Below are 22156 nucleotides of genomic sequence, written 5' to 3' on the forward strand. Positions count from 1 at the left end.
GGAAGTGTGTATAATTGGAGTCACATTAGAATAAAAACAGGTTTTCTAGGGTTCCGCGATGTATGTGTCGGTCTGGTCCGAGAGAAAACCCGCAACCTGTTGGTTGTGCCACGGAGGGATAAAAGCCTGGGAGATGAACTGCTACATGCAGTTTGTTTCCCGGGCTTTTTTTGTTTTTACGCTAATGAACCTTACGGGTTGTACAAAAAATGTAGTAGAGAAGGAGTGTTACAAGAATGAATAAAACGTGGATGTCGGTTGTGATTGCTGCGTTGTTTGAAGTAGGTTGGGTCATTGGATTGAAACATGCCAGTGGTCTGCTGGAATGGGGGTTTACGTTGGTTGCAATTATCATTAGTTTCTCCTTGATGATTGCAGCTTCGCGTACACTGCCTGTGGGAACCGTATATGCCGTATTTGTTGGCCTGGGTACCGCTGGCACGGTACTTGCAGAGATTGTTCTGTTTAATGCGACTGTTCAAACCGGAAAAATGGTACTCATTGGTGTACTTTTACTTGGCGTGATTGGTCTTAAAATGCTGAGCAAAGAGAAGAATAAGGAGGTGCAGCTATAATGAACTGGGTATTTCTTATCTTGGCAGGTATATTTGAGATGATCGGAGTGCTGATGATAAACAAGTTGCACAAAGACCGTAATCTCATTTCACTGGTTCTATTGGTAGGCGGGTTTGGTTTAAGCTTCCTGTTCCTGTCCATTGCAATGGAAACTCTTCCGATGGGGACAGCATATGCCGTTTGGACGGGAATCGGGGCCTCCGGTGGTGCCATTCTGGGCATGGTGTTTTATGGAGAACCTCGAAATGCCCTTCGAATTCTGTTTATCGCTATGGTGCTCGGATCGGCAGTTGGTCTTAAATTGGTGAGTTAAACAAAGTGATTTTAAAAAGATAATGTACAAATTACGTTTTTAATGGTATCCTTATACGTTACGTGTGAAATAAAAGATGCGTCATATTGATAGATGTGCGTAAATGAAGGAGACAACATGACATTTAAGGACTTAAATATTATCCCCTCTATTATGGAAGGGTTAAGCAAAGCAAACTATACTAATCCTACCCCTATACAGGAACAGGCCATACCAGCTGTATTAGCTGGCAGAGATCTGCTGGGATGTGCACAGACAGGAACAGGCAAGACGGCAGCATTTTCAGTGCCGATCATTCAATTATTAAGCGAAAGATCCAAAGGGCAAGGATCGAAGTCCGCACGACATATTCGCTCATTAATTTTGACACCAACACGAGAACTGGCTATTCAGATCGCGGATAACATCAAGGTATATAGCCGGTATACGGACATTCGTTGTACGGCAATCGTTGGCGGCGTTTCGCAAAAAGTACAAGAGCGTGCGTTGAATCAAGGTGCAGATATTATTATCGCAACGCCTGGCAGATTGAACGATCTGATTAACCAGAAACGTATTGATCTGAAGATGGTTGAGATTCTCGTTCTGGATGAAGCAGACCGGATGTTGGACATGGGCTTCATTCATGATGTGAAAAGAATCATTGCCAAAATGCCTAACAAAAAGCAGACGCTGTTCTTCTCAGCTACGATGCCTCCTGAAATCACCAAAATGGTTAAAACCCTGCTGGTTGATCCAGTCAAAGTAGAAATCACACCGGTTTCTTCAACGGTAGACCGCATTGAGCAGTCTATTTATTTGTTGGAGAACGGCAAGAAGCAACATATGTTGAACCAAATTTTGGAGGATAAATCCATCGTCACGGCATTGGTGTTCACACGCACGAAGCGCGGCGCTGACCGGGTTACACGTGATTTGGCCAAAGCGAATGTTACGGCACAGGCTATTCATGGCAACAAGTCTCAGAACGAGAGACAACGGGCACTGAACAACTTCAAGAGTGGTGCAACACGTGTATTAGTTGCGACGGACATCGCGGCAAGAGGAATTGACGTAGAGGAACTTTCACATGTCATTAACTTCAACCTGCCTAACATTCCGGAAACGTATGTTCACCGTATTGGACGTACAGGGCGAGCTGGCAAAAGCGGGATGGCCATATCGTTCTGCGAGAAGGATGAACTTCCATTCCTGAAGGATATCGAGAAAGTAATCAAAAAGACGATTCCTGAAGTGAAAGGTCATCCGTATCCAATGACAGGTGTACCTGTGTTTGAAAAAACCAGCAAAGCATCAGGCAGTAAACCTTCGTTCAACAAATCGGCTGCAGGCAAACCGGCGAAGTCCAAAGCTAACCCGGCACGCAAGCCCAAATCCGAATGGTTTGCCAAGAGTGGTAAATCAAACAGTAGTCGTTCAAACGACGGTAGACCCAATAGCAGTAGATCAAACAGCAGTAGCAGTAAATCTAACCATGGCTCATTCAGCCGCAGCAGCAAAACTAGGAATGATAGAGCCAATTAAGATCTAAATAAATCCAGATAAAACCTTCTCCATTCATTTGGAGGAGGTTTTATTATGTGCTTTTATGTGCAACGAGCTTATTTACATACGAACTTACATTCGGTATCATTATATCGTCCACTGGTGAAAGGGAGGTACTGACTTGAAGGATACGATGATTGAATACAGTTTGAAGAAGAAAGGTGCGACCAAGGATTATCCATTTGGACCTGATCCAGTCGCGATTAAAGTTGCGGGTAAGATGTTCGCGCTTATTTTTGAAAACAAAGAAAAGAACTGTCGTTTAAACTTAAAATGTGATCCCATTATTGCAGAGAACCTGAGAGAGCAGCATGAAGCAGTTCAACCGGGATATCATATGAACAAAAAACACTGGAATACCATAACGCTGGATGGTTCATTGTCCGATGAAGATGTCTGTGTCATGATCGATCACTCGTATGATATGGTTGTCAAATCCCTTCCAAAAAGCGTTCGGGAATCTTTGGCCGAATGAGGAGAACGTATACCACTTTCTCTACACCTCATTCATCATGTTATTGACATTTAAGAGGTAGGTGAAAAGGCTAATGGTCTGCTTCTCTAACAGAATGAATATCCTATGAAAATGAAGACATATTTGAAGTCCATTTGGTTCCATTACCTTGGAAATAAACAAGATCGAACGGCCTTGTTTAATGTGGCTTCCCTTGTTATCAATGCGGTAACAGGGATAGGCAAGTTAATCCTGGGCATATATCTGCTTTCGGGATGGTTCATTACAAATGCAGTATATTATCTGATTCTGTGTGTGGCAAAAGGACAAGTGCTCCATAAATATACAGTTACCAAGAGAATGGACTCTCCCGAAGAAAGATATAGATTAGAGCTTACGGTATATAAACGCGGAGGTCTGTTCCTGTGTTTACTGGGCGTGTCCTATTCAATGGTCTGCCTGCGAATGTATCTAATCGGCGATGCCTTCATATATGAGGGTAACATCGTGTATATCGTAGCAACAGTCGCTTTTACCAAGATGGTTTTTGCCGTGTATGGTACCTGGGCTAACCGCCATCTCCATAACCCGATCATATCTACATTGAAAATGATTAACTTCACCGATGCGATGGTATCCATCGTGGTGACCCAAGCGACATTACTTACCATGCAAGGCTCACCTCTTGCTTTAAAAACCAGTAGCTTGTTTGGCATGGGGTGCAGCGTTTTATTTTGTTTGATGGGGGTCTGGATGATGTTCCACAAAAAAAAGGAAACAAGCACGGATCCAAATCAATCTCCTGGCACTGAATGTTAACATTGAAGCATTAAGAGCAGGGGAGGGTAATTTTGGTCGATGTTTCAGCATGTTGATCAATACATATCAAATGAATTGCACATGACGGAATAGACGAGTGTCATCTATACTTAAAGTGACAACGGAAGAAGGCGTATTGGCAATCCACTAAAGGAGTGATATCTATGGATCAACAACAACAATTGGCAATGGTACAACGTATGCGTCAAAATGTCGTCGGTACAGGTGCAGCTCTTCAACCCAGTTCCACGTATGCGGTCACAGTAAAAGAAGTCATGATTCCTACAACTAAAGGGGATACACGTGTACTTGTGTATACACCGGATAGGGAGCATTCCGCGCCTCTGCCGGTCTTCTTTAATATGCATGGGGGTGGTTTCATCTTGGGACAAGCAGAGATGGATGATCCATGGTGTCGCTTGATTGCTGATCGATCTGATTGTGTGGTCGTTAATATCGATTACAGTCTTGCACCAGAGCACAAGTTCCCAACGGCGGTCCATGAATGTTACGACGTTGTACAGTGGGTCCACGCCAACCCGCAATCCTTCTCGGTTAACCCGTCTCTATTCGCTATTGGGGGACATAGCGCTGGTGGTAATCTTGCTGCAGCAGTGTGTTTACTGAATCAGCAACGAGGTAGCGAGATGCCAATTGTTCTGCAAATTATGGATTATGCCGTGTTGGATGTGGCTACAGATCCGGCCGAGAAACCGAGTTTTGCAGAAGCCATTCCAGCCGATATCGCCAGAACGTTCAATGCCATGTACCTTGATACGCCAGAAGATGCGCAAGACCCGTTGGCTTCACCTGTGCTCGCAACATCAGTAGAGGGACTTCCGGAAGCATTGATTATTACCGCGGAGAAAGATTCACTGGCCCAAGAAGCAAGAACATATGCAGCAAGGCTGGAAGCAAGCGGTGTGAAGGTGACACTTAAGGAGTACGAGGGAGCCGCTCATGGATTTACGCATTCTGGGGATCTCCAGATGGCTGAGGATGCCTGGTACCTGATGAGTGACAAGATCAGAGAAGCATTTTCCAAATAACGTGTATAAAAAAATGACACTTAGAAGGAATATAGTTACCTTGAAGTCGCCTAATGGCGGCTTTTTTTCGTTCATTGGTGTAATTGCTTCAATCGCTTGTTGAAACCAAGCTTCTGAGCTTGCGAATGTGTTAATAAACTAGATTAGGAGCCTTATTGAGATTATAACGATATCGTTAAGGGTAAGAGTTGTTAAATTAGAGGAAATAATGACCAATACAGGAGGTTTATTATGAACCAATATAACAGTCCATCCGATATCGCGATTCTTGGCATGGGAACGGCTCTACCTGCTCACCCTGTAGCACAGACAGATATTGCAGAACTAATCGCTTCTTCTCTTCAGGATCGGCCAGATTTGGCCCGTTTTTCCAGACGAATATTCAAGTCCTGTGGTGTTGAAACACGATATACCGTGGAACCGAGCTATCTGGGTTCACTGGAAGAATGCCGTTATCTGCCCTCTGGTGAGCGATCAGACATCCCGACAACCGAAGAACGAATGAATACATACAAGCGAGAGGCGCTTCCGCTCGGGGGTGAGGCTGCAGAGAAAGCCCTGGAGGATTCAGGCGTATCTCCAAAGAGCATCACACATATCATCACGGTCAGCTGCACAGGTCAATATCTGCCGGGTCTTGATGTTATGCTCATCCGTCATTTGGGTTTGTCTGCCCGAGTTAATCGACTGCCGCTAATCTTTCAGGGTTGTGCCGCAGGGCTGAAAGCCATTCAGATGGCACGAGATGTGGTGCAGGGAGCTCCCGGATCACAGGTCCTTGTGGTCTGTGTAGAGTTGTGCACCATTCATTTTCAGCCCGTACAAGATCGGGAAGCGCTGTTTGCAGCTTCATTCTTCGGAGACGCTGCTTCTTCTTGTGTAGTGGGCACACCAGAATCTCAGCACAAGAATGTTTTGAGTCTGGGAACGGGTTATTCTGTGCTTCTTCCGGATTCGACTGAAGATATGACCTGGGAGGTGGGGAATCTGGGGTATGACCTGTATTTATCCCCACGCATTCCGAAGCTGTTAGGTGTTCATCTGGAAGAGGAACTGCGTCTCTTATTGCAAAGTGAACAGCTTCCTGAACTATGGGCCATTCATCCGGGAGGACGTGGGATTGTGGACTCTGTGCAGAATGTAATGAAGCTGCGAGACGAGCAAACGAAGTATAGCAGGGATGTCCTCAGAACGTATGGTAACTTATCTTCCAATACCATTCTGTTTGTACTGAACGCGATGCGTGAGGACATGAAGGCACAGGGTCAATCCTCTACGGATGGTGTAGCCATGGCATTTGGACCGGGACTCACCGCAGAGTTGATGAAATTCACTTATGTCCCCTCATTATCTTCAGTGATGGAGGAGCATGATCATGTCCTTTTTTAGAACATTGTCCATTCGCGCCAAGGAAGATGAACTGATGGATGACTTCTCTCTGGGAGGGGAGGAGCTGCGTGAAGCGCTTAGACATCTGAGACGTCTTAACAAAATATTTGCAGCACCTGGCCCAACTCTGGCTGGTGTAGAGAAGTTATGGAATTCAGTCGGTAAGCCGAATAAGCTGACTCTGCTGGATGTGGGGGCAGGTTCAGGGGATGTGAACCAGAAACTACTGCAATGGGCGGATCGTCAGGGTGTTCAGCTGGAAATTACCCTGGTTGATCTGACGGAAGAAGCGTGTGAGGAAGCGAGACAACTATTCCGTGACGAACCCCGAGTTCGGGTACAACGTGCCGATCTTACACAACTGCCGAATGCTTCAGCAGATATTGTGACAGGTTCCCAGTTTGTGCATCATTTTGACGGAGATCAGCTGGTTGATATGGTTTCTCATATGCTGAGAGCATCCAGATACGGTGTCGTTATTAATGATATTCACCGCCACCCCGTATCCTATAAGGCGGTCTGGATTACTACACGTATGATATCGCGCAATCGTTATATTCGTCATGATGGGCCTCTTTCCGTAGCCAAAGGTTTTACAGGAAGGGATTGGAAGGAACTTAAACAACGTCTCAATCATGATACGATGACCTATGAATGGAAGCCATTATTCCGTTATTCTGTTGTAATTCCCACGAAAGGCAGGTGATCTTACGTGTCGAAATCGATAGATGTGATTGTCATCGGAGCCGGAATTGCCGGCAGTACATGTGCAATGCAACTGGCAGGGAAAGGACATAGGACCCTTCTGCTGGATCGCCAGGAGTTCCCGCGGCACAAAACCTGCGGTGAGTTCATGTCACCCGAAACCAAGGAGATGTTAGAAGTTCTGGACATTCACCTTCTGGACCAGTCGAAGAAACCTAGCACGATGGATCATGCCAAAATCGTTATGCCACAAGGCGGAGTGATCGAAGCACCGCTGCCGGGATTCGCATATGGCATAAGTCGATATGAGCTGGACCAGATTTTGCATCAGAAGGCTCTGGAGGCCGGAGCCCAGATTGTGACCAAAGCGACCATAACGAGCATCGAGCAGCTTGAGGATGCCAGTTATGAGGTTCAGGTGAAACAGGGAGATGAGCGGATCAGTTACAGAGCCAAAGCCGTTATCGGGGCACATGGGACCAAAAAGCCGCGCGGGATGGCTTCCGCACCTGATCTGCGGGACCAAACCGTATACGTTGGCGTTAAGTCCCACTTCAGCGGGATAGAGATTCCCGCACGGGTAGAGTTATATTTTTGCGAGGGTGGTTACGTGGGCATTTCTCCGATTGAGGATGGTATTGTGAATGTCGCCGCATTGTTGACACTGGATACCGTCCAGGGAAGTGGCAAGTCTGTAAACGATATTTTACAGGCGGCATCCCTGACAAACGTGAGCTTGGCAGCCCGTTTAGCCGAAGGCAAACCTGTAGATGGAACGCAAGTGTCAATTGCGCCGCTGCATCTGTCCAACGTTCCTGAGCCGTGGTCTCAATATCCGCATATTGGGGATGCCATGCTGATGATACCACCCTTATGTGGAGACGGAATGTCCATTGCCCTTCGCTCCTCACTCCTGTGTGCAAGATGGACTGATAAGTACCTGCAAGGCGACATTGAACATGCCGATTGGCAGAGTAATTACACGCTGGAAGCAAGTCGTGAATTCACCCAATTGCTCAGACGCGCAAGAAGAATTCAAAAGCTGGCTTTTGCCAAGACCAATAAATTCTATCCTGGTCTGGCCCGGATGATCCCTGGTCTAGCCGCTTATGTTGTGAAGGCCACACGGCTATCCGAGATGAACGCAGCGCGCTAACAGGCTGAAAGTTTGATCAATACTTATGCAAAGAGGTTGCTGACGGCGGCCTCTTTTTTGGCGTACAAGCATTAATTTTGTGGAGACAGTTTGGAAATTCGGGAAATGCTCGTATAATAGAATCTAATGTAATGATAGAGAGTTAATTCAGATGAAATGTCGGGAGGCACTATTTAAGATGAACTATTCATTTTCCAATCGTATCGCAGCACTGCAACCATCCATTATTCGTGAGATTCTGAAGGCTTCTTCGGGGCAAAATGTGATTCCATTCTCTGCGGGAAATCCTGCTCCGGAAACCTTTCCTATTGAGGCGATTCGTACATTCACTCAATCCATTCTGGAGCATGACCCGGTCACAGCTCTGCAATATGGGATTACGGAAGGATATGTTCCCCTCAGGGAAGCATTGACTCAACATTTGAAGACAGGTTTTGATACCGGTAAACCATCCGATCAATTGTTCATCGTATCTGGAGCACAACAGGGGATTGAACTGGCCTGTAAAGTGTTCTGTAATGAAGGGGACACGATTATCTGTGAGAGCCCGAGCTTTATCGGTTCCCTGAACTCCTTCCGGGCATCCGGTGCAAAGCTTGCAGGTGTTCCGATGGAGATGGACGGTATGGATATTGAGAAGCTGGAACAGGCGCTGCAAACGGAGCCTAATGTAAAACTGATCTACGTGATCCCAAGTTTCCAGAATCCTACCGGTGTAACAACGAGTCTTGCAAAACGTAAGGCCATATACGAGCTGGCTAAGAAGTATGGCGTTATGATTTTGGAAGATAACCCGTACGGAGAACTTCGATTCAATGGAGATGATGTGCCAACCATCAAGTCTATGGATGATGAGGGTCTGGTCATCTATGTTGGATCATTCTCCAAAATTCTATCGGCGGGACTGCGCGTTGGTTTTGTACAAGCGCCCCATGAAGTCGTGGAGAAGATGGTTGTTGCCAAACAGGGAGAAGACGTACATACGGCCATGCTTCCACAGATTCTGGCATATAAATTCATGACAGAGTATGATTACGCGGGGCACATTAACAGTATTCGTGAGGTCTATCGGAGAAAAGCAACATTGATGATGGACAAGCTGCAAGAGCATATGGGTGAGTCCATTACCTATACCCAACCGGATGGTGGACTGTTCCTCTGGTGTGATCTGCCAGCACATGTGCCAATGCTTGATTATGCCAAGACAGCGGCAGCTCAAGGGGTTGCGGTTGTACCGGGAAATGCATTCCTGGTGAACGAGCAAGACCCTTGTAATGCCATCAGACTTAATTTCTCAACCCCGTCAGACGAACAGATTGTCAATGGCGTAGAGATTTTAGGGCAGGTATTGAAAGGGTATAACGCTTAAAAATGATTCAATGTGATATATCTACGAAAAGCCGCCAATTGGCGGCTTTTTTGGGCTTTTTCTCGTCCTTAATTATCAATTAAAGCACTTAATTCTGCCTGAAATACCTTTTGATTCTTCTGATTGAAAGTACTCAGCAGCACCGTAACAATCCCATTACCTTTTCGTCTGGGAGACAGTCCAATGACTTCTGCAATGACATGAAGTTCATCATCCGGAAAGACCGGTTTCAGGAATTGAATGTTATTCATTCCGGTGCCCGCCACGACATGCTCTCCATAGACCCCAACCTCAATCCATAATTTAAAGGAGATATTCATCGTTTGCATGCCAGAAGCAATTAAACTGCCGAATCGGCCTTGTATGGCCTTTTCCTCATCCAAATGCATGTACTGTGGATCATAGATTGTGGCAAACTCAATAATATCACTCTTGGATAATGCCAAGGATGTGGTTTCGTAGCGCTGACCTATTACATATTCACTAAATCTCATGAAGGCACCTCGGTTTCTTTAATATGTTTTTTCGTAGTTGATGTTTTGCTAAGAGACATGACTGGACTGACGTGTTAAAATGCTAGTGAACTATCCCGTGTGTATTGCTGTGTTACTGCCATAATGAACTAAACAGATGAAACTGTCTTGAGGAGTATATATGATGACAACGATTAAAGATGTAGCCAAGATGGCTGGTGTAGCCAGTTCGACCGTATCTTGCGTACTCAACGATAAAGGGAATGTAAGTGAGCCGACAAGACTTCGAGTGCTTGAGGCAGCGAGTCAACTCAATTACGTTAGGCATGGTCCTGCATCGGAATTAAAACGAAATAGTACACAAACCATTGGTATTATTGTCCATGACATGTCCAGCCCGTATTTTTCCGATTTGGTGAACGGAATAGAAACCGTCGTCATGAGTCATGGATACGATATGATCGTATGTAGTTCGTTGGGTGGAGAGAAGTCGACAGCCCATCGTTACATTCGTGAACGAAGAATTGACGGAGCTATTGTTATTGCTCAGAATATTCAAGATCAGTTGCTGATTGAAGCATCTGAAGCAGGGTTTCCGATTGTTGTCATGGATCGGGATCTGGATGCTCAACATATTGTAAAGGTTTTGATGAGTGATACGCAAGGCGGTTACTTGGCTACCCGTTATCTGATAGATAAAGGGCATCGGACTATAGCTTATATTAGTGGCCCGTCACAATCGGAATGTAATCTCCATCGTTATCAAGGTTATTTGAAAGCCTTGAAGGAGGCAGGCATCGAAGAGAACCCCGAATGGAAAATTGGCGGACAATACATGAAGCAAGATGGGTACGATGCAGCCAAGAAACTGCTTGAAGGAGAGCTGCCATCCGCTGTATTTTTTGCAAATGATGAGATGGCGATCGGCGGCTTGGAAGCCTTCAGGGAGCATGATATCTCAATACCTGAGCAGTTATCCGTAATTGGCTTTGACAATATACCTGCATCTCAGTACATGAATCCACCTCTAACCACATTTCGTCAGCCGAAGAGGGATGCAGGCCAGCTTGCAGGTCATGTTCTCTTCCAACTGCTGAATGGAGAGATCGTAGAGACGTTATATACACTGGACATCCAATGCGTGGAACGTGATTCTGTTCGGCTCCTCAACCTGAGTTGAGGAGTTTTTTTTGCATTCTATAGAATTTTAAATTCTTAAAAAGAAAGGAGAGTAGCCATTAATGCATAATATAAAGATGAGGAGTATTTTGCATTGGAAATAAATGGAGGTTGATACGATGGGCGTACCCACTTTTTTGGAGACAGGCCATATGCAAGAAGGTTTTCCCATTCGGGTAATTCATACAGGAAATCAGTTCAATTATGCTGCACACTGGCATGATGAGGTTGAACTGGTTCTCGTCAATGGTAAGAGCGCCAGAATTGGCGTGAACGACCACGTGTGTGAGTTGGAAAAGGGGGATGTGCTGCTGATCAAACCAGGGGATGTGCACTGCTTTTTGCCGGGGACCGAACATTTGACCATCATCTTGTTCCGACTCGAATTGTTAACCGGGAGTTTCACGACCGAAGCCGAAATTCAGGATCTCGGACAACTTTTCAACAAAACAACAGTTATTCCCTCGAATACGGGAAGTCAGAGCAATCTGACTCAATATATAGATGACATCATTACCGAGAAGAAAAATCAGAAGCCGGGATACCGATGGTTAATGGTATCCAGGTTGTATGATCTCATCATACTTTTATTACGTACCAAAGTACCGGTTACCACCGACGAATCTTCATCTTCAGGATGGGCATGTACTTCCTCCAAAAAATTTGAATTCCTTGAATCGGTCTGTGAATACCTGGAGGAGCACTATGCTGAGCCCATTAAGCTGGAACAGGTGGCAGAACATATTAAATTCAGCAAGTTCCATGTCTGCAAGCTGTTCAAAGAGATCAAGGGAGTAACACTGATGGAATACTTGAATCATTTTCGAATTATCAAGTCCGAGTGGGCTTTATTGTTCCGTCAGGATACGATTCTGGAGATTGCGATCGGACATGGATTTAACAATGTTAACTCCTATAATCGTCTTTTCAAAAAATATAATGACTGTACACCCTCCGAATTTCGTAAGAAACATCGTACGAATATCACAAAATATGGAGGGTAATGCACAATATTTGTGGAGAAAGCCCTCTCCAAAATCAATATACTCTAATAAATTGTAAGCGTTTCCTTTTTGAAGGAGGGGGCCTATGAAGAAGTGGTTTAAGCCAACTATTGTATTTGTATGTGCAGCGATGTTGTTAGCTGGTTGTCAGTTCAGTCCATCGAATCAAACCAAGCAACAGGAGATTACCGTGTGGAGTTTTACGGATGAAGCAGGGTACGCCATCGAGAAATTCGAACAGAAATATCCTGACATCAAAGTGAACTTTGTCAACATCCCTGGTAATTTCTATATCACCAAGCTGAAATCTGCGCTACAGACAACCTCGAAGGCTCCAGATGTATTTATGATTGAAAATGCGAATATTCGAGAGTTGATTGACGTTCCATATCTGGAGAATCTATCAGCTTCACCGTATAACGCCAATGAACTTATCCAGGAACAATATGCTTTTGTTCAGGCCAATGAACAGGACAGTGAGGGAAATGTCAGAGCGATAGGTTATCAGGGAACACCAGGGGGCATCTACTATCGTCGGGATCTGGCGAAGAAATATCTGGGCACCGATGATCCTGAGAAGGTGGGTTCACAGATCGATACATGGGAGAAGATCTTCGAGATTGGAGAGAAGGTACAGCAACTTAGCGGGAATAAAGTACATGCATTGGCGAATTGGAATGCTATATCGAATTCATATGATGGCATACCTTGGGTGAAGGACGGCAAACTTGTCATCGATCCAACGTACTTGGAAGTGCTCGATCTTGTACGTGAAGCACGTGAGCGGAATGTACTTGCCGAGTATGAAGATGGAAGTGCCGGTTACGCTGCATCCATGCAAAAAGGAGAGGTCATGTTCTATCCCGGGGCAACCTGGGGTTTGCAATATACGTTCAAGGCCAACGCGCCGGATACCGAAGGCATGTGGGGCTTGGCACAGGGACCGTCAGCCTTTAGTTCAGGTGGAACCTATATCGCGATGTACAGTAAAAGTGAGAAAAAGGATTTGGCCTGGAAGTTTATTGAGTTCTATAATTTTGACCACGATTTTCTATCCGAGTTAGCGAAAGAACAGGATTATTTCACCAGTAACATGGTTGTGAATGATGAACTTGCCCCGTCTCTCTCATCATCTTATTTGGGAGGACAAAAGCATTTCGAGTTTTTCTCGGAGGCTGCAAAACGAGTACCTGTATATGAACGCACCAAATATGATGCCACGATTAACAATGATATCTACAAGATTGTACTCCAGTTATATCTCAATAAGGACATACAGACCAAGGAAGAAGTCGTAAAGCGAATCAAACGTGATGTCACCTTGAGATTTCCGGAGCTGGAAGTGGATTAGCTTAGGGCGTGTCTCAAAACTCACTGAAGTGCATCTTTTACCGCCTTTTCGCCCCCTGCTGCGTCACTTTCCCTTGACGTGCCCCGGCACGCCTGCGGAAAACTTTCTTGCTTGGAACGAAAATTCGGCAAAATCTGCTTCCTTCGGAGTTCTCAGACACGCACTAGGAGTAATGAATTGAATATACACATCCGATGATAACTGGGGGGATAGAACATGTTTGCCAAAACGATTCGCAAGGACCATTACGGCTACTATTTCATTGCTCCGTTTTTTATTATTTTCACCACTTTTGGGCTGTATCCCATTTTATATTCCCTCTACATCAGTTTCACCAACTTTGATGGGATCACGACACCAGACTTTGTAGGGATCGGTAACTACGTTGCCGTATTACAAGACCCGTTGTTCTACAAAACCTTGTTTAATACGTTATTCATCTGGGGCGTATCTGTAGTTCCACAGCTCACAATCTCACTTGTGTTGGCTTTTATCCTGAATGATAAGCTGCTCAAAGGACGGGACTTTTTCAGAGCCGTATACTTTTTTCCCAACATCGTTACGGCGGCATCACTTGGATTGCTTGTCAGCTTGATTTTTGACTGGCAGTCTGGCGGACTGAATCATTTTTTGGTGCAGACCGGCATAATACAAGATCCAATTAACTGGAAAAATGACCCCTGGTTTATGCGTCTGATTGTATCATCCATTTTGTTTTTTCAATACTTCGGCTATTCCATGGTCATCTACCTTGCAGGTCTTCAGGGCATTGATCCTTCATTGCTGGAAGCTGCACAGATGGATGGCGCGAAAAAGAAACATATTTTCATCCATATTATCGTGCCGATGCTCCGTCCAATAATTCTGTTTCAGATGATTACATCCATTATTGGTGGCATCCAGATTTTCGATCAGCCATTTACACTAACCAACGGCAATGGCGGTCCTGACCGAGCAGCCATGACGAGCATTATGTATCTCTATAATGTAGCATTTCAGAGCACACGATTTGGTTACGGCGCTGCCATAGCATTTTGCCTGTTTATTATCATCATATTGTTGTCCGTTGCATCCTTCATCATGACCAAGCGGAAGAGCCGTTCATAGGGAGGGGAGTTCTTATGCAAACTGCAAAATCAGTTGAACAACCAAATGCGGCGATTCAGCAATATGCCAATACAAGGGGCCTGACGGCAGGCAAAATCATCATCTATCTGTTGCTGACAGGTCTTGCCGTGCTCTGCATTATTCCATTTTATCTGATGCTTATCTATTCCACACATAACAATGCAACGATTGCTTCAACGTTCACATTTCTTCCCGGATCATTCTTGATTGATAACTATCTGAACATGGTATCCAAAATCAACATATGGCGTGGGTTTGCCAACAGCATATTTATTGCCGGAACATCGACCGTATTATCTCTGTATATTGGGGCCTTAACTGCGTATGGATTTGCCAAATTTAAATTCAAAGGACGAAACGGGTTGTTCCTGTTTCTGTTAGCAACCATGATGGTACCGGGTCAACTGGCTCTGATTGGCGTATATCGACTATTCAGCATGATGGGACTTCTGGATAGTTATGCCGCAATTATTTTGCCTGCTGCGGCTAACGCGTTTAATGTATTTTTTATCAAACAGTTCATGGAGAGCAGCATCCCGGATGAGATTATTGAATCTGCGCGGGTGGACAGTGCCGGTGAGTTCCGGACGTTCAATCAGATTGTACTGCCTATTCTGGGGCCGGCAATCGCCGCCCTTGGCATATTCACGTTTATCGGATCATGGAATAATTTCCTAACACCGCTGGTGCTATTTTTCTCCCTGGATAAATATCCACTTCCGGTATTGGTTGCGCTAGTGCAGGGGTACTATGGGATGGATTATGGACTCTTGTATTTGGGTGTAGCGATCTCAATCCTGCCTATTATCATTGTATTCTCTATATTTTCCAAACAGATTATTGGGAGTGTTGCTTTGGGTGCTGTGAAAGGATAGGGATAAATAGCGTTCTATATCATCAGAGTCGCTCATGAGGGCGGCTTTTTTGGCATTCTATATTTTGCGTATATATCCCATCTGATAAGTAAAGGATACCTTTAACTGAGAATATCTGGACGGAGCGTTTACGGAAAGGGGAGGCGTCATGGACACATCAGCGATAACACAACAGGACCTGCCATTAACCGGAAAACTTGTTATTGATCAAGAAATGTTACGCTCCGTTTTTGCGGGTTGCTCGGACGTTGTATTTCATACATTCCAAACCGCGTGTCTTACTTCAGCATTATGCGTATATTGTGTTGGTGTATGCGATACGGAGCGGCTGGAGAGACAGGTACTAACCCCCCTTCAGGAAATGGGGATCGAAGCTGCGCAAGTTCCGCTAGCTTCTGTTAAGCAAGTTGAAACGACTACTCAGGCAGTACAGGCCATATTTGAAGGAGAAGCTCTGTTACTACTGGATGGTTCAATAGGCGGAACAACATACCCACTATACCAAGCTGCAAATCGTTCAACGGAGGAACCGTTAGCTGAATCGACCGTGCGAGGTGCACGGGATGGGTTCACAGAGTCGTTGACCATGAATATGTCTTTACTGCGCAAACGTCTCAAGACACCTGCATTGAAGATTCATACACGTAACATGGGAGAACGTACAAACACCAGTATTTCACTTGTATACATGGAGGGGATTATTGACCCCAAACTTGTTAAGGAAGTGCAGACACGACTTGCCGATTTAAAACTCCAAGACGTACTGGAGAGTCAATACATTGAAGAAGGCATTGTTGACCAGCGCTATTCACCATTTCCACAGATGATTGCGACGGAGCGCCCGGATGTTGTTGTTTCCAACTTGCTGGAAGGTCGGTTTGCTATTCTCGTTGACGGAACGCCGTTTACCCTTATCGCGCCAGTAACCATTTTTTCCATGTTACAATCTCCCGAAGATTATTATCAAAATGTGTTCATGAGTGTTTTTGTACGCTGGCTGCGATACATTTTTTTTGTTTTATCCATGCTGCTTCCATCGGCTTATGTAGCGATTACGACGTTTCATCAGGAGATGATTCCTACCGTATTACTTCTCAGTATTGCTCGGGCGAGAGAAGAGATCCCTTTTCCTGCCCTGGTGGAAGCACTCATTATGGAAATTGCCTTTGAAGCATTGCGTGAGGCTGGCGTCCGATTGCCCAAGCAGGTCGGATCAGCGGTCAGTATCGTGGGCGCCTTAATTATTGGGCAAGCGGCGACGAGTGCCGGAATTGTCTCAGCCCCCATGATTATCATTGTCGCGATTACTGGTATCGCTTCTTTCATGATCCCTCGCTATGCTGCCAGCATCGCGACTCGTCTACTACGGTTTCCCATGATGTTTCTGGCGGGAACGCTGGGACTCACGGGTGTCATGTTGGGAGTCATCTTGGTTGTCATTCATCTAAGCAGTCTTCGTTCATTTGGAACACCTTATCTCTCACCGGTAGCACCTACGATGGCTAAGGAACTTAAGGATGTATGGTGGCGTCCATCCCCAAGGAACAAACCACACTAGAACAATCTACATTCGAGCAAACAAGGGAGCGGGATTACATATGTTGACGGACAAAGGGAAAATATCGGTGACTCAATTGGCATTTATGGTCTTTCCCGCCATTCTCGCGACGGCTATCTTATCTGTTCCGGGAATTACAATGCACTATGCAGGACATGACATGTGGATGACTCCAATTATAGGTTCTATTGTTGGATTGGCTGCTATTGGTATTTCCGTTGGACTTGATCGTCTGTACCCTGGAAAAACGCTCATTCAATCCAGTGTATTGATTATTGGTCGGATTCCAGGCAAGTTATTCGGTCTGATATATATCGCTTTTTTGCCCCACCTGACGGGCTTGATTATTCGGGAATACGGTGAATTCATTGTCAATAATGCACTTCCGCGTACACCTTTGTTTGTTGTGATGGGTACGATGGTTGTTGTATGTGCGATTAATGTCAGACTTGGGATTGAAGTTGTCGGACGAACCGCTCAGGTGTTTGTTACCCTGCTGATCGTTCTGCTGGCTTTGATCTTTATATTGTTGATTGGTGAACTGAATCCTGCCGAGCTGTTTCCTTTTATGGAGAAGGGTCCAATTCCCATTATTACGGGGGCTGCTGCACCTGCTGCATGGTTTAGTGAATATATCGTGTTGGCTTTTCTGCTACCTTATGTGAATGAAAAAAAACGAATAACCCGGGTCATGCTGGGTTCCCTTGTATTTACAACAACTGCGATGACAGTTACCAATCTGTTTTGCCTGTTTTTAATTGGTGATTTGACGGATACATTTGTATTTCCAGTCATGATCGCAGCAAGATACATAACCATTGCGGACTTTCTGCAACATATCGAATCCCTTATTATTGCCATCTGGATTTTCGGTATTTTCGTTAAAATTTCCGTTTTTCTATATATCTTTGCTACATCAACCGCGGAATGGTTTGGTTTGCGGGACTACAAACCTGTGGTTGGTCCACTTTCGTTTCTGTGCATGGTATTTGCTTACTGGGTTGTGTCCGGTGGATCTGGTGTTTCCAGTTTGGTTAGTGCTTCAGCCAACTTGTATACGATCAGCATTTTATTAATCCTTCCGGCTATGATCTACGGTGTTGCATGGCTGAAGAAAGGGTGGGCACATTTTCGGAAGAAGAATCGAGCGAACACCTGATTGATGGGGGGAGGAGCACTTGCGAATATTTAGAGTACTACTAATGCCAATATTGTGTTGTGTGCTTTTAAGTGGATGTTGGGATCGTATCGAGATTAACGATTTGGCTATCGTGCTGGCTACAGGGATAGATTATGAGGATGGTGAAGTACAATTGACTTCACAGATTTTCATTCCGCGAAAGGCGAGTGCAGGAGATAGCAGTGGGAGTGGAGGCAGTCCAAGCGGGGTAACAATGATTCGAACAGCGGAAGGACGTACAATTGCCGAGGCATTGAATCGGTTACAACGTAAAGTTCCCCGGAATATGTTCTGGGGCCACTGCGAAGTCATAATCATTAGTGAGCAAGCCGGCAAACGCGGTATCCGCGAGTATATCGATTTCTTCCTGCGTTACCCTCAGTTCAGGGAGCATGCATATGTCTTTTCCAGCGATAAGGCTGCGAAAGATATTCTTGCGTTACTTGATCCACTGGAGCGAAGTTCTGCTGAATCGTTGCGTGAGATGGCCAATTTGAAGTTAGGTACACGTGTTACTGCGCTTGAATTGGCTAAATCTATTGAAGGTCCGAGCAGTTCAGCCATTTTGTCTCGCATGTTAATCTTACCCCCGGAGCCCGATCAGGATAAACTGACGACAACGCCATATGTGAAAGGTCTGAGTATGTATAAGAAGGATCGTTATGTCAAGACGGTCAAAGAACCACTAAGCGTAGGTGTATTACTACTTGCAAAAGAACTGAACAGCATTATCATGCCCGTTGAGTTTGAGCCGTTAAAGGGTTCTTTTTCGATAAGACTCATTGAAAATAAAACCTCCTTGAAGCCGCGAATTGTAAACAAACAGTGGAGTATGAAGGTCGACATCCAAACCAGGGGAGAAGTGGTGTTAAATACGACGGATGCCAATCTGACGGATCCCGCTGTATTAACTAAACTGGAAAAGGAATGGTCGGCTAAACTCACATCTTTGGCTCATGATGCTTTAGACATGTCCCAGAAAGAGCTGCGCTCCGATTTCTTCAAATTCGCAGTTGAATTCCGCAGATATTACCCGCATCAATGGAAGGCGCAGGAGAAGAACTGGGAAACCATCTATCCTGATATGGACGTGCAAGTCAACGTAGATGCACATGTAGTACGCACCGGAAAATCAACAGGACCACAGGGGATACCTAATGAGGACGAAAGTTGAACAGAATCGGCTCCTGTACAAGCCTGGAAGAGAGGTGATTGCATGAAACTAGGCTCAATCCTTGGAATATTGATGCTGGCGACTGCGATAGTGTATGGAGAGTGGAAGAGCAGCAAAGAGAAGCGAGCCAGAATAGTGAGCGCGGGATTTACTGCTGTGGCGGCAGTAATTGGGATCATTCTTCTCTTTCAGCCCCGTTTGCCTGGTCCTACCCAGTTTGTGAAGCTTATATTTGGAAGTGTGGATAAATTTATAAAATAAGATGATGGGAAAAAGAAGGACCAAGTCTCTGCGTACCAGAGGCTTGGTCCTTCTTTTATTTAAGTTGTAGCCAGTTAGAAAGTTTACTCTTTGATCACAGAAGCATTTACGGCATCTTCCATTTTCGTATTGTAAGAACGGAACAGACCCAGACGCCAGAACGCGGCTCCTTTGAGGTCATAACGTTTGGCGAGACCCAGCTTATCATCAACAGAGGAGGGCGTTTCACTGCTTAGACTGATACCAAGCAGAAGCTTGCTCTTTGGTACACCAGCCTGTATGGCTAATTGAATCGCTTGATCCACAAGACTATTTGGCTCAGGTACCTGAGATTTGGTGCCAACCGGATTATACTGATAGGCCATAATAATAAGATCATCTGCAATAGAGGCAAGTGTTTTGTAATCATAACCTTTATAAGCACTATTTAGCGGTGGTACCGCCAGAGATAAAGCTGTGTCCTGGGGCAAGGAACTCTTTAGTTGTTTCACGTAAGCATTGAGCAGCTTCTGTTGTTCTACTACATCCAGTTTAAAGCCCAGTCCTTCAAAATCCAGAACAACTCCGTCAAAACCATGCTCTGTGACAGCAGCAGTTATACCTTCAATCGATTTCTGCCGCAGGCTCTTGTCGCTCAGAACTTTGGTCAGTTCTCCGTTTCCATCCAAGGCATACACCATGAGCTGTGGTTGGATCTGTTGATCTGCTGCATCAGCAACGATGGACTGCGGTGTAATATCACCCGCAGCAGCAGGGAGGCGGTACTCTTCTCCTTGGAGCGTAAACTGACCTTCACGATCAATGCGGCTCCAGCCAAAGGCTACGGAATTCATGGAAGAAATAAGGTCCTTTTCTTGAAAGGATTGCAATGCATAGAAGGCTCTCAGGTGCATCTCGCGTTGTGGGGAGACAAGGGAGACCGTCTTGGTTGCTTGATTCCAGCTTACTTGTACACCGAATTGGTTACTGAACGAACTTAGTGGAATAAGTACGCGGCCCTCCCGCTGAACGGGTGCAGCTGCGAGTGTAACTTTTTTTCCATTTACGGTCGCTGTGGTGCTGCCAACTTGTAATAGTACCTCGGTAGTTTGTCCTTTCACAGTGTTTGTCGCTTTTACAGTCTGTGATTTGCTGTTCCAGGTAATATCGATACCTAGGGCTTCACCGACTGTCCGAAACGGAACATAAGTGACACCTTTATCAATACGTGGAGCTGCATCAAATTTCAGGGGAACATCATCCAAGTGCACTGAAATGGCCGGGGCAGCATAGGCTCCACCGATATTGGGGGTACTTCCAAGAATAGAGAGAGCAATTACAGTAACCGCGGCGATTTTCCCTACACGTTTAATAAGCATCGTTTGTGTCCTCCAACTCCGTACATAATAGTAGAATCGTATTTTGAACAGAATCTAGTAATCTAACATATGTAGCATAACAAAATTTTCATATCGTTCCAATATAAGAGTCCGGAATTTAGTCGTATATATCATATCGCTGTTTAATAGATTCTTCCGACCATAGTGAAATTAAATGATAGCTTTGGTGAGTTGTTGGCTAGAAGTCCAAACACAATAGTACGCTACGAATATACTATCCTATCCCAACATTAGGAGGTAGATTGATGAGCACATTTCTGGATGCAAGAACATCACAAAATGCCAGTTTGGCCAACTCAATAGCTATTCCAATATTATTCCTGAACACCCCACAGCTCTTTGGTCAAATTGGTCTGCAAACTGCCGGAGCAGGAGCCAATCCCAGAGTTCAATTTAAAGGGACGGTTTCTGTACAATTACCTTTAGCTCTTGTGGGCATAACGATTACCGTTGTAAGAGGTACCTTGTCAACGGACCCGGTTATATATTCCGCAACGTCCACATTTGGTTTAAGCGTATTGGCACCACAAGTAATTACATTCTCTGGAAATGATTTTAATCCACCGATTTTACCACAATTAACTTACACTGCTTTTGTAAGCTCCAACTTGCTGGGAACAATCCGTGTTGGTCCCGAGAATTTTGATGGATTTGTGGTCTCTGATTAATAGCTCTCTCTAAAAAAAGTTATGTTAATCGTAAAAACAACCCCATACCACTAATCTACGGGAAACCGATTAGAGGTACGGGGTTGTACATGTTTGTTCAATCTGAAACGACAAATCCGTCGAAACTCTCGGGTCCCACCCGAGTAGTACCGAGCAGGTTTGTACTGATAAATGCGGTATAGGTTAATTGAGGCATAAGTGGTGGGTTATAGTCAGTGGAAGTGAAGACAATCACTTCAGGGTTAAGCAGACCATTCAGACCATATGTGTGGTTTCCCGAGTATACAATTGGATCGGTTGCGATTGTTCCTCTTACCACAGTAATCCTCACTATAAAAAGTGCACGCGGCAATTGCACCGTGATGGTTCCTTTTAATGAAACTCTTAGATTGGTTCCGGCTCCAGCGGTGATGAGACCAATCTGGCCGAATAATTGTGGCGTAAAAATCACTGGAATCGGTATGGAGATTGAATTAAACAACGCAGCATTTTGCGATGATCTTGCATCCAGAAATTGTGTCAATGTATATACCTCCTATCTTTTCAGATAG

The 22156-nt window shown here is 45.0% G+C and carries 23 protein-coding genes and 1 riboswitch; of the genes, 20 read left to right on the forward strand and 3 right to left on the reverse strand.

What is annotated here, in order from left to right:
- Positions 1 to 34 precede the first annotated feature (34 nt).
- Positions 35 to 135: riboswitch (guanidine-I (ykkC/yxkD leader) on the forward strand.
- A gap of 101 nt (positions 136 to 236) precedes the next feature.
- The 10 genes from C161_RS14235 to C161_RS14280 all read left to right on the forward strand — a co-directional run bounded on the left by C161_RS14235 (position 237) and on the right by C161_RS14280 (position 9375).
- The gene (locus tag C161_RS14235; protein WP_036608190.1) at positions 237 to 575 is read left to right on the forward strand and encodes a DMT family transporter; all 339 of its coding nucleotides are present in this window, start codon (positions 237 to 239) and stop codon (positions 573 to 575) included.
- The gene (locus C161_RS14240; protein ID WP_036670814.1) at positions 575 to 889 is read left to right on the forward strand and encodes a DMT family transporter; all 315 of its coding nucleotides are present in this window, start codon (positions 575 to 577) and stop codon (positions 887 to 889) included. The genes C161_RS14235 and C161_RS14240 overlap by 1 nt, the downstream gene beginning before the upstream one ends.
- 117 nt (positions 890 to 1006) lie before the next feature.
- Positions 1007 to 2413 (forward strand): DEAD/DEAH box helicase, encoded by a 1407-nt coding sequence (locus C161_RS14245; RefSeq protein WP_036670815.1) that lies wholly within the window; start codon positions 1007 to 1009, stop codon positions 2411 to 2413.
- 142 nt (positions 2414 to 2555) lie between these two features.
- A complete protein-coding gene (locus C161_RS14250; RefSeq protein ID WP_036670816.1) occupies positions 2556 to 2909 on the forward strand; it encodes an MmcQ/YjbR family DNA-binding protein in 354 nt (117 codons plus the stop codon).
- Positions 2910 to 3014: 105 nt separating this feature from the next.
- On the forward strand, positions 3015 to 3707 hold the full coding sequence (locus tag C161_RS14255) for a hypothetical protein (protein WP_036670818.1): 693 nt from the start codon (positions 3015 to 3017) through the stop codon (positions 3705 to 3707).
- A gap of 164 nt (positions 3708 to 3871) precedes the next feature.
- Positions 3872 to 4756 carry an alpha/beta hydrolase gene (locus tag C161_RS14260; protein ID WP_036670819.1) on the forward strand — a complete coding sequence of 295 codons (885 nt, stop codon included), beginning with the start codon at positions 3872 to 3874 and terminating at the stop codon, positions 4754 to 4756.
- A 231-nt stretch (positions 4757 to 4987) separates the two neighbouring features.
- On the forward strand, positions 4988 to 6145 hold the full coding sequence (locus C161_RS14265) for a type III polyketide synthase (RefSeq protein ID WP_036670820.1): 1158 nt from the start codon (positions 4988 to 4990) through the stop codon (positions 6143 to 6145).
- Entirely contained in the window at positions 6132 to 6851 is a 720-nt protein-coding gene (locus tag C161_RS14270; RefSeq protein ID WP_036670821.1) for a methyltransferase domain-containing protein, read from the forward strand. The genes C161_RS14265 and C161_RS14270 overlap by 14 nt, the downstream gene beginning before the upstream one ends.
- A gap of 6 nt (positions 6852 to 6857) precedes the next feature.
- Positions 6858 to 8006, forward strand: coding sequence for an NAD(P)/FAD-dependent oxidoreductase (locus C161_RS14275; protein ID WP_036670822.1), 1149 nt, complete (start codon positions 6858 to 6860; stop codon positions 8004 to 8006).
- Positions 8007 to 8184: 178 nt separating this feature from the next.
- The gene (locus C161_RS14280) at positions 8185 to 9375 is read left to right on the forward strand and encodes an aminotransferase-like domain-containing protein (protein ID WP_036670823.1); all 1191 of its coding nucleotides are present in this window, start codon (positions 8185 to 8187) and stop codon (positions 9373 to 9375) included.
- A 68-nt stretch (positions 9376 to 9443) separates the two neighbouring features.
- On the opposite strand, the gene C161_RS14285 is transcribed toward C161_RS14280, so the two are convergent.
- Positions 9444 to 9869: a MaoC family dehydratase gene (locus C161_RS14285; protein WP_036670824.1), complete on the reverse strand. Its 426-nt coding sequence runs from the start codon at positions 9867 to 9869 to the stop codon at positions 9444 to 9446.
- Between the two features lie 160 nt (positions 9870 to 10029).
- Between C161_RS14285 and C161_RS14290 the strand changes: the two genes are divergently transcribed.
- From C161_RS14290 to C161_RS14330, 9 genes are all read left to right on the forward strand, one after another.
- Positions 10030 to 11028 carry a LacI family DNA-binding transcriptional regulator gene (locus C161_RS14290; RefSeq protein ID WP_321163448.1) on the forward strand — a complete coding sequence of 333 codons (999 nt, stop codon included), beginning with the start codon at positions 10030 to 10032 and terminating at the stop codon, positions 11026 to 11028.
- 118 nt (positions 11029 to 11146) lie between these two features.
- Positions 11147 to 12031, forward strand: coding sequence for an AraC family transcriptional regulator (locus C161_RS14295; protein WP_017688600.1), 885 nt, complete (start codon positions 11147 to 11149; stop codon positions 12029 to 12031).
- Between the two features lie 85 nt (positions 12032 to 12116).
- The gene (locus tag C161_RS14300; RefSeq protein ID WP_036670825.1) at positions 12117 to 13382 is read left to right on the forward strand and encodes an ABC transporter substrate-binding protein; all 1266 of its coding nucleotides are present in this window, start codon (positions 12117 to 12119) and stop codon (positions 13380 to 13382) included.
- 216 nt (positions 13383 to 13598) lie between these two features.
- On the forward strand, positions 13599 to 14489 hold the full coding sequence (locus tag C161_RS14305) for a carbohydrate ABC transporter permease (RefSeq protein ID WP_036608160.1): 891 nt from the start codon (positions 13599 to 13601) through the stop codon (positions 14487 to 14489).
- Positions 14490 to 14503: 14 nt separating this feature from the next.
- Positions 14504 to 15385, forward strand: a complete 882-nt coding sequence (locus C161_RS14310; protein WP_081745887.1) for a carbohydrate ABC transporter permease — start codon at positions 14504 to 14506, stop codon at positions 15383 to 15385.
- A 148-nt stretch (positions 15386 to 15533) separates the two neighbouring features.
- The gene (locus C161_RS14315) at positions 15534 to 16943 is read left to right on the forward strand and encodes a spore germination protein (protein WP_036670826.1); all 1410 of its coding nucleotides are present in this window, start codon (positions 15534 to 15536) and stop codon (positions 16941 to 16943) included.
- A gap of 40 nt (positions 16944 to 16983) precedes the next feature.
- Positions 16984 to 18102 (forward strand): GerAB/ArcD/ProY family transporter, encoded by a 1119-nt coding sequence (locus tag C161_RS14320; RefSeq protein ID WP_036670828.1) that lies wholly within the window; start codon positions 16984 to 16986, stop codon positions 18100 to 18102.
- Positions 18103 to 18121: 19 nt separating this feature from the next.
- Positions 18122 to 19297: a Ger(x)C family spore germination protein gene (locus tag C161_RS14325; RefSeq protein WP_036608152.1), complete on the forward strand. Its 1176-nt coding sequence runs from the start codon at positions 18122 to 18124 to the stop codon at positions 19295 to 19297.
- A 42-nt stretch (positions 19298 to 19339) separates the two neighbouring features.
- Positions 19340 to 19558 carry a hypothetical protein gene (locus C161_RS14330; protein WP_036608149.1) on the forward strand — a complete coding sequence of 73 codons (219 nt, stop codon included), beginning with the start codon at positions 19340 to 19342 and terminating at the stop codon, positions 19556 to 19558.
- An 83-nt stretch (positions 19559 to 19641) separates the two neighbouring features.
- On the opposite strand, the gene C161_RS14335 is transcribed toward C161_RS14330, so the two are convergent.
- The gene (locus tag C161_RS14335) at positions 19642 to 20916 is read right to left on the reverse strand and encodes a stalk domain-containing protein (protein ID WP_036670829.1); all 1275 of its coding nucleotides are present in this window, start codon (positions 20914 to 20916) and stop codon (positions 19642 to 19644) included.
- 266 nt (positions 20917 to 21182) lie between these two features.
- On the opposite strand from C161_RS14335, the gene C161_RS14340 reads away from it, so the two are divergent.
- Complete coding sequence (locus tag C161_RS14340; protein ID WP_017688591.1) at positions 21183 to 21605, forward strand: hypothetical protein; 423 nt, start codon at positions 21183 to 21185, stop codon at positions 21603 to 21605.
- Positions 21606 to 21702: 97 nt separating this feature from the next.
- Here the strand turns inward: C161_RS14340 and C161_RS14345 are convergent, their stop codons facing one another.
- Positions 21703 to 22128: a hypothetical protein gene (locus C161_RS14345; protein ID WP_036670830.1), complete on the reverse strand. Its 426-nt coding sequence runs from the start codon at positions 22126 to 22128 to the stop codon at positions 21703 to 21705.
- Positions 22129 to 22156: the final 28 nt, after the last annotated feature.

Source organism: Paenibacillus sp. FSL R5-192 (genome assembly GCF_000517845.1).
Classification (GTDB): domain Bacteria; phylum Bacillota; class Bacilli; order Paenibacillales; family Paenibacillaceae; genus Paenibacillus; species Paenibacillus amylolyticus.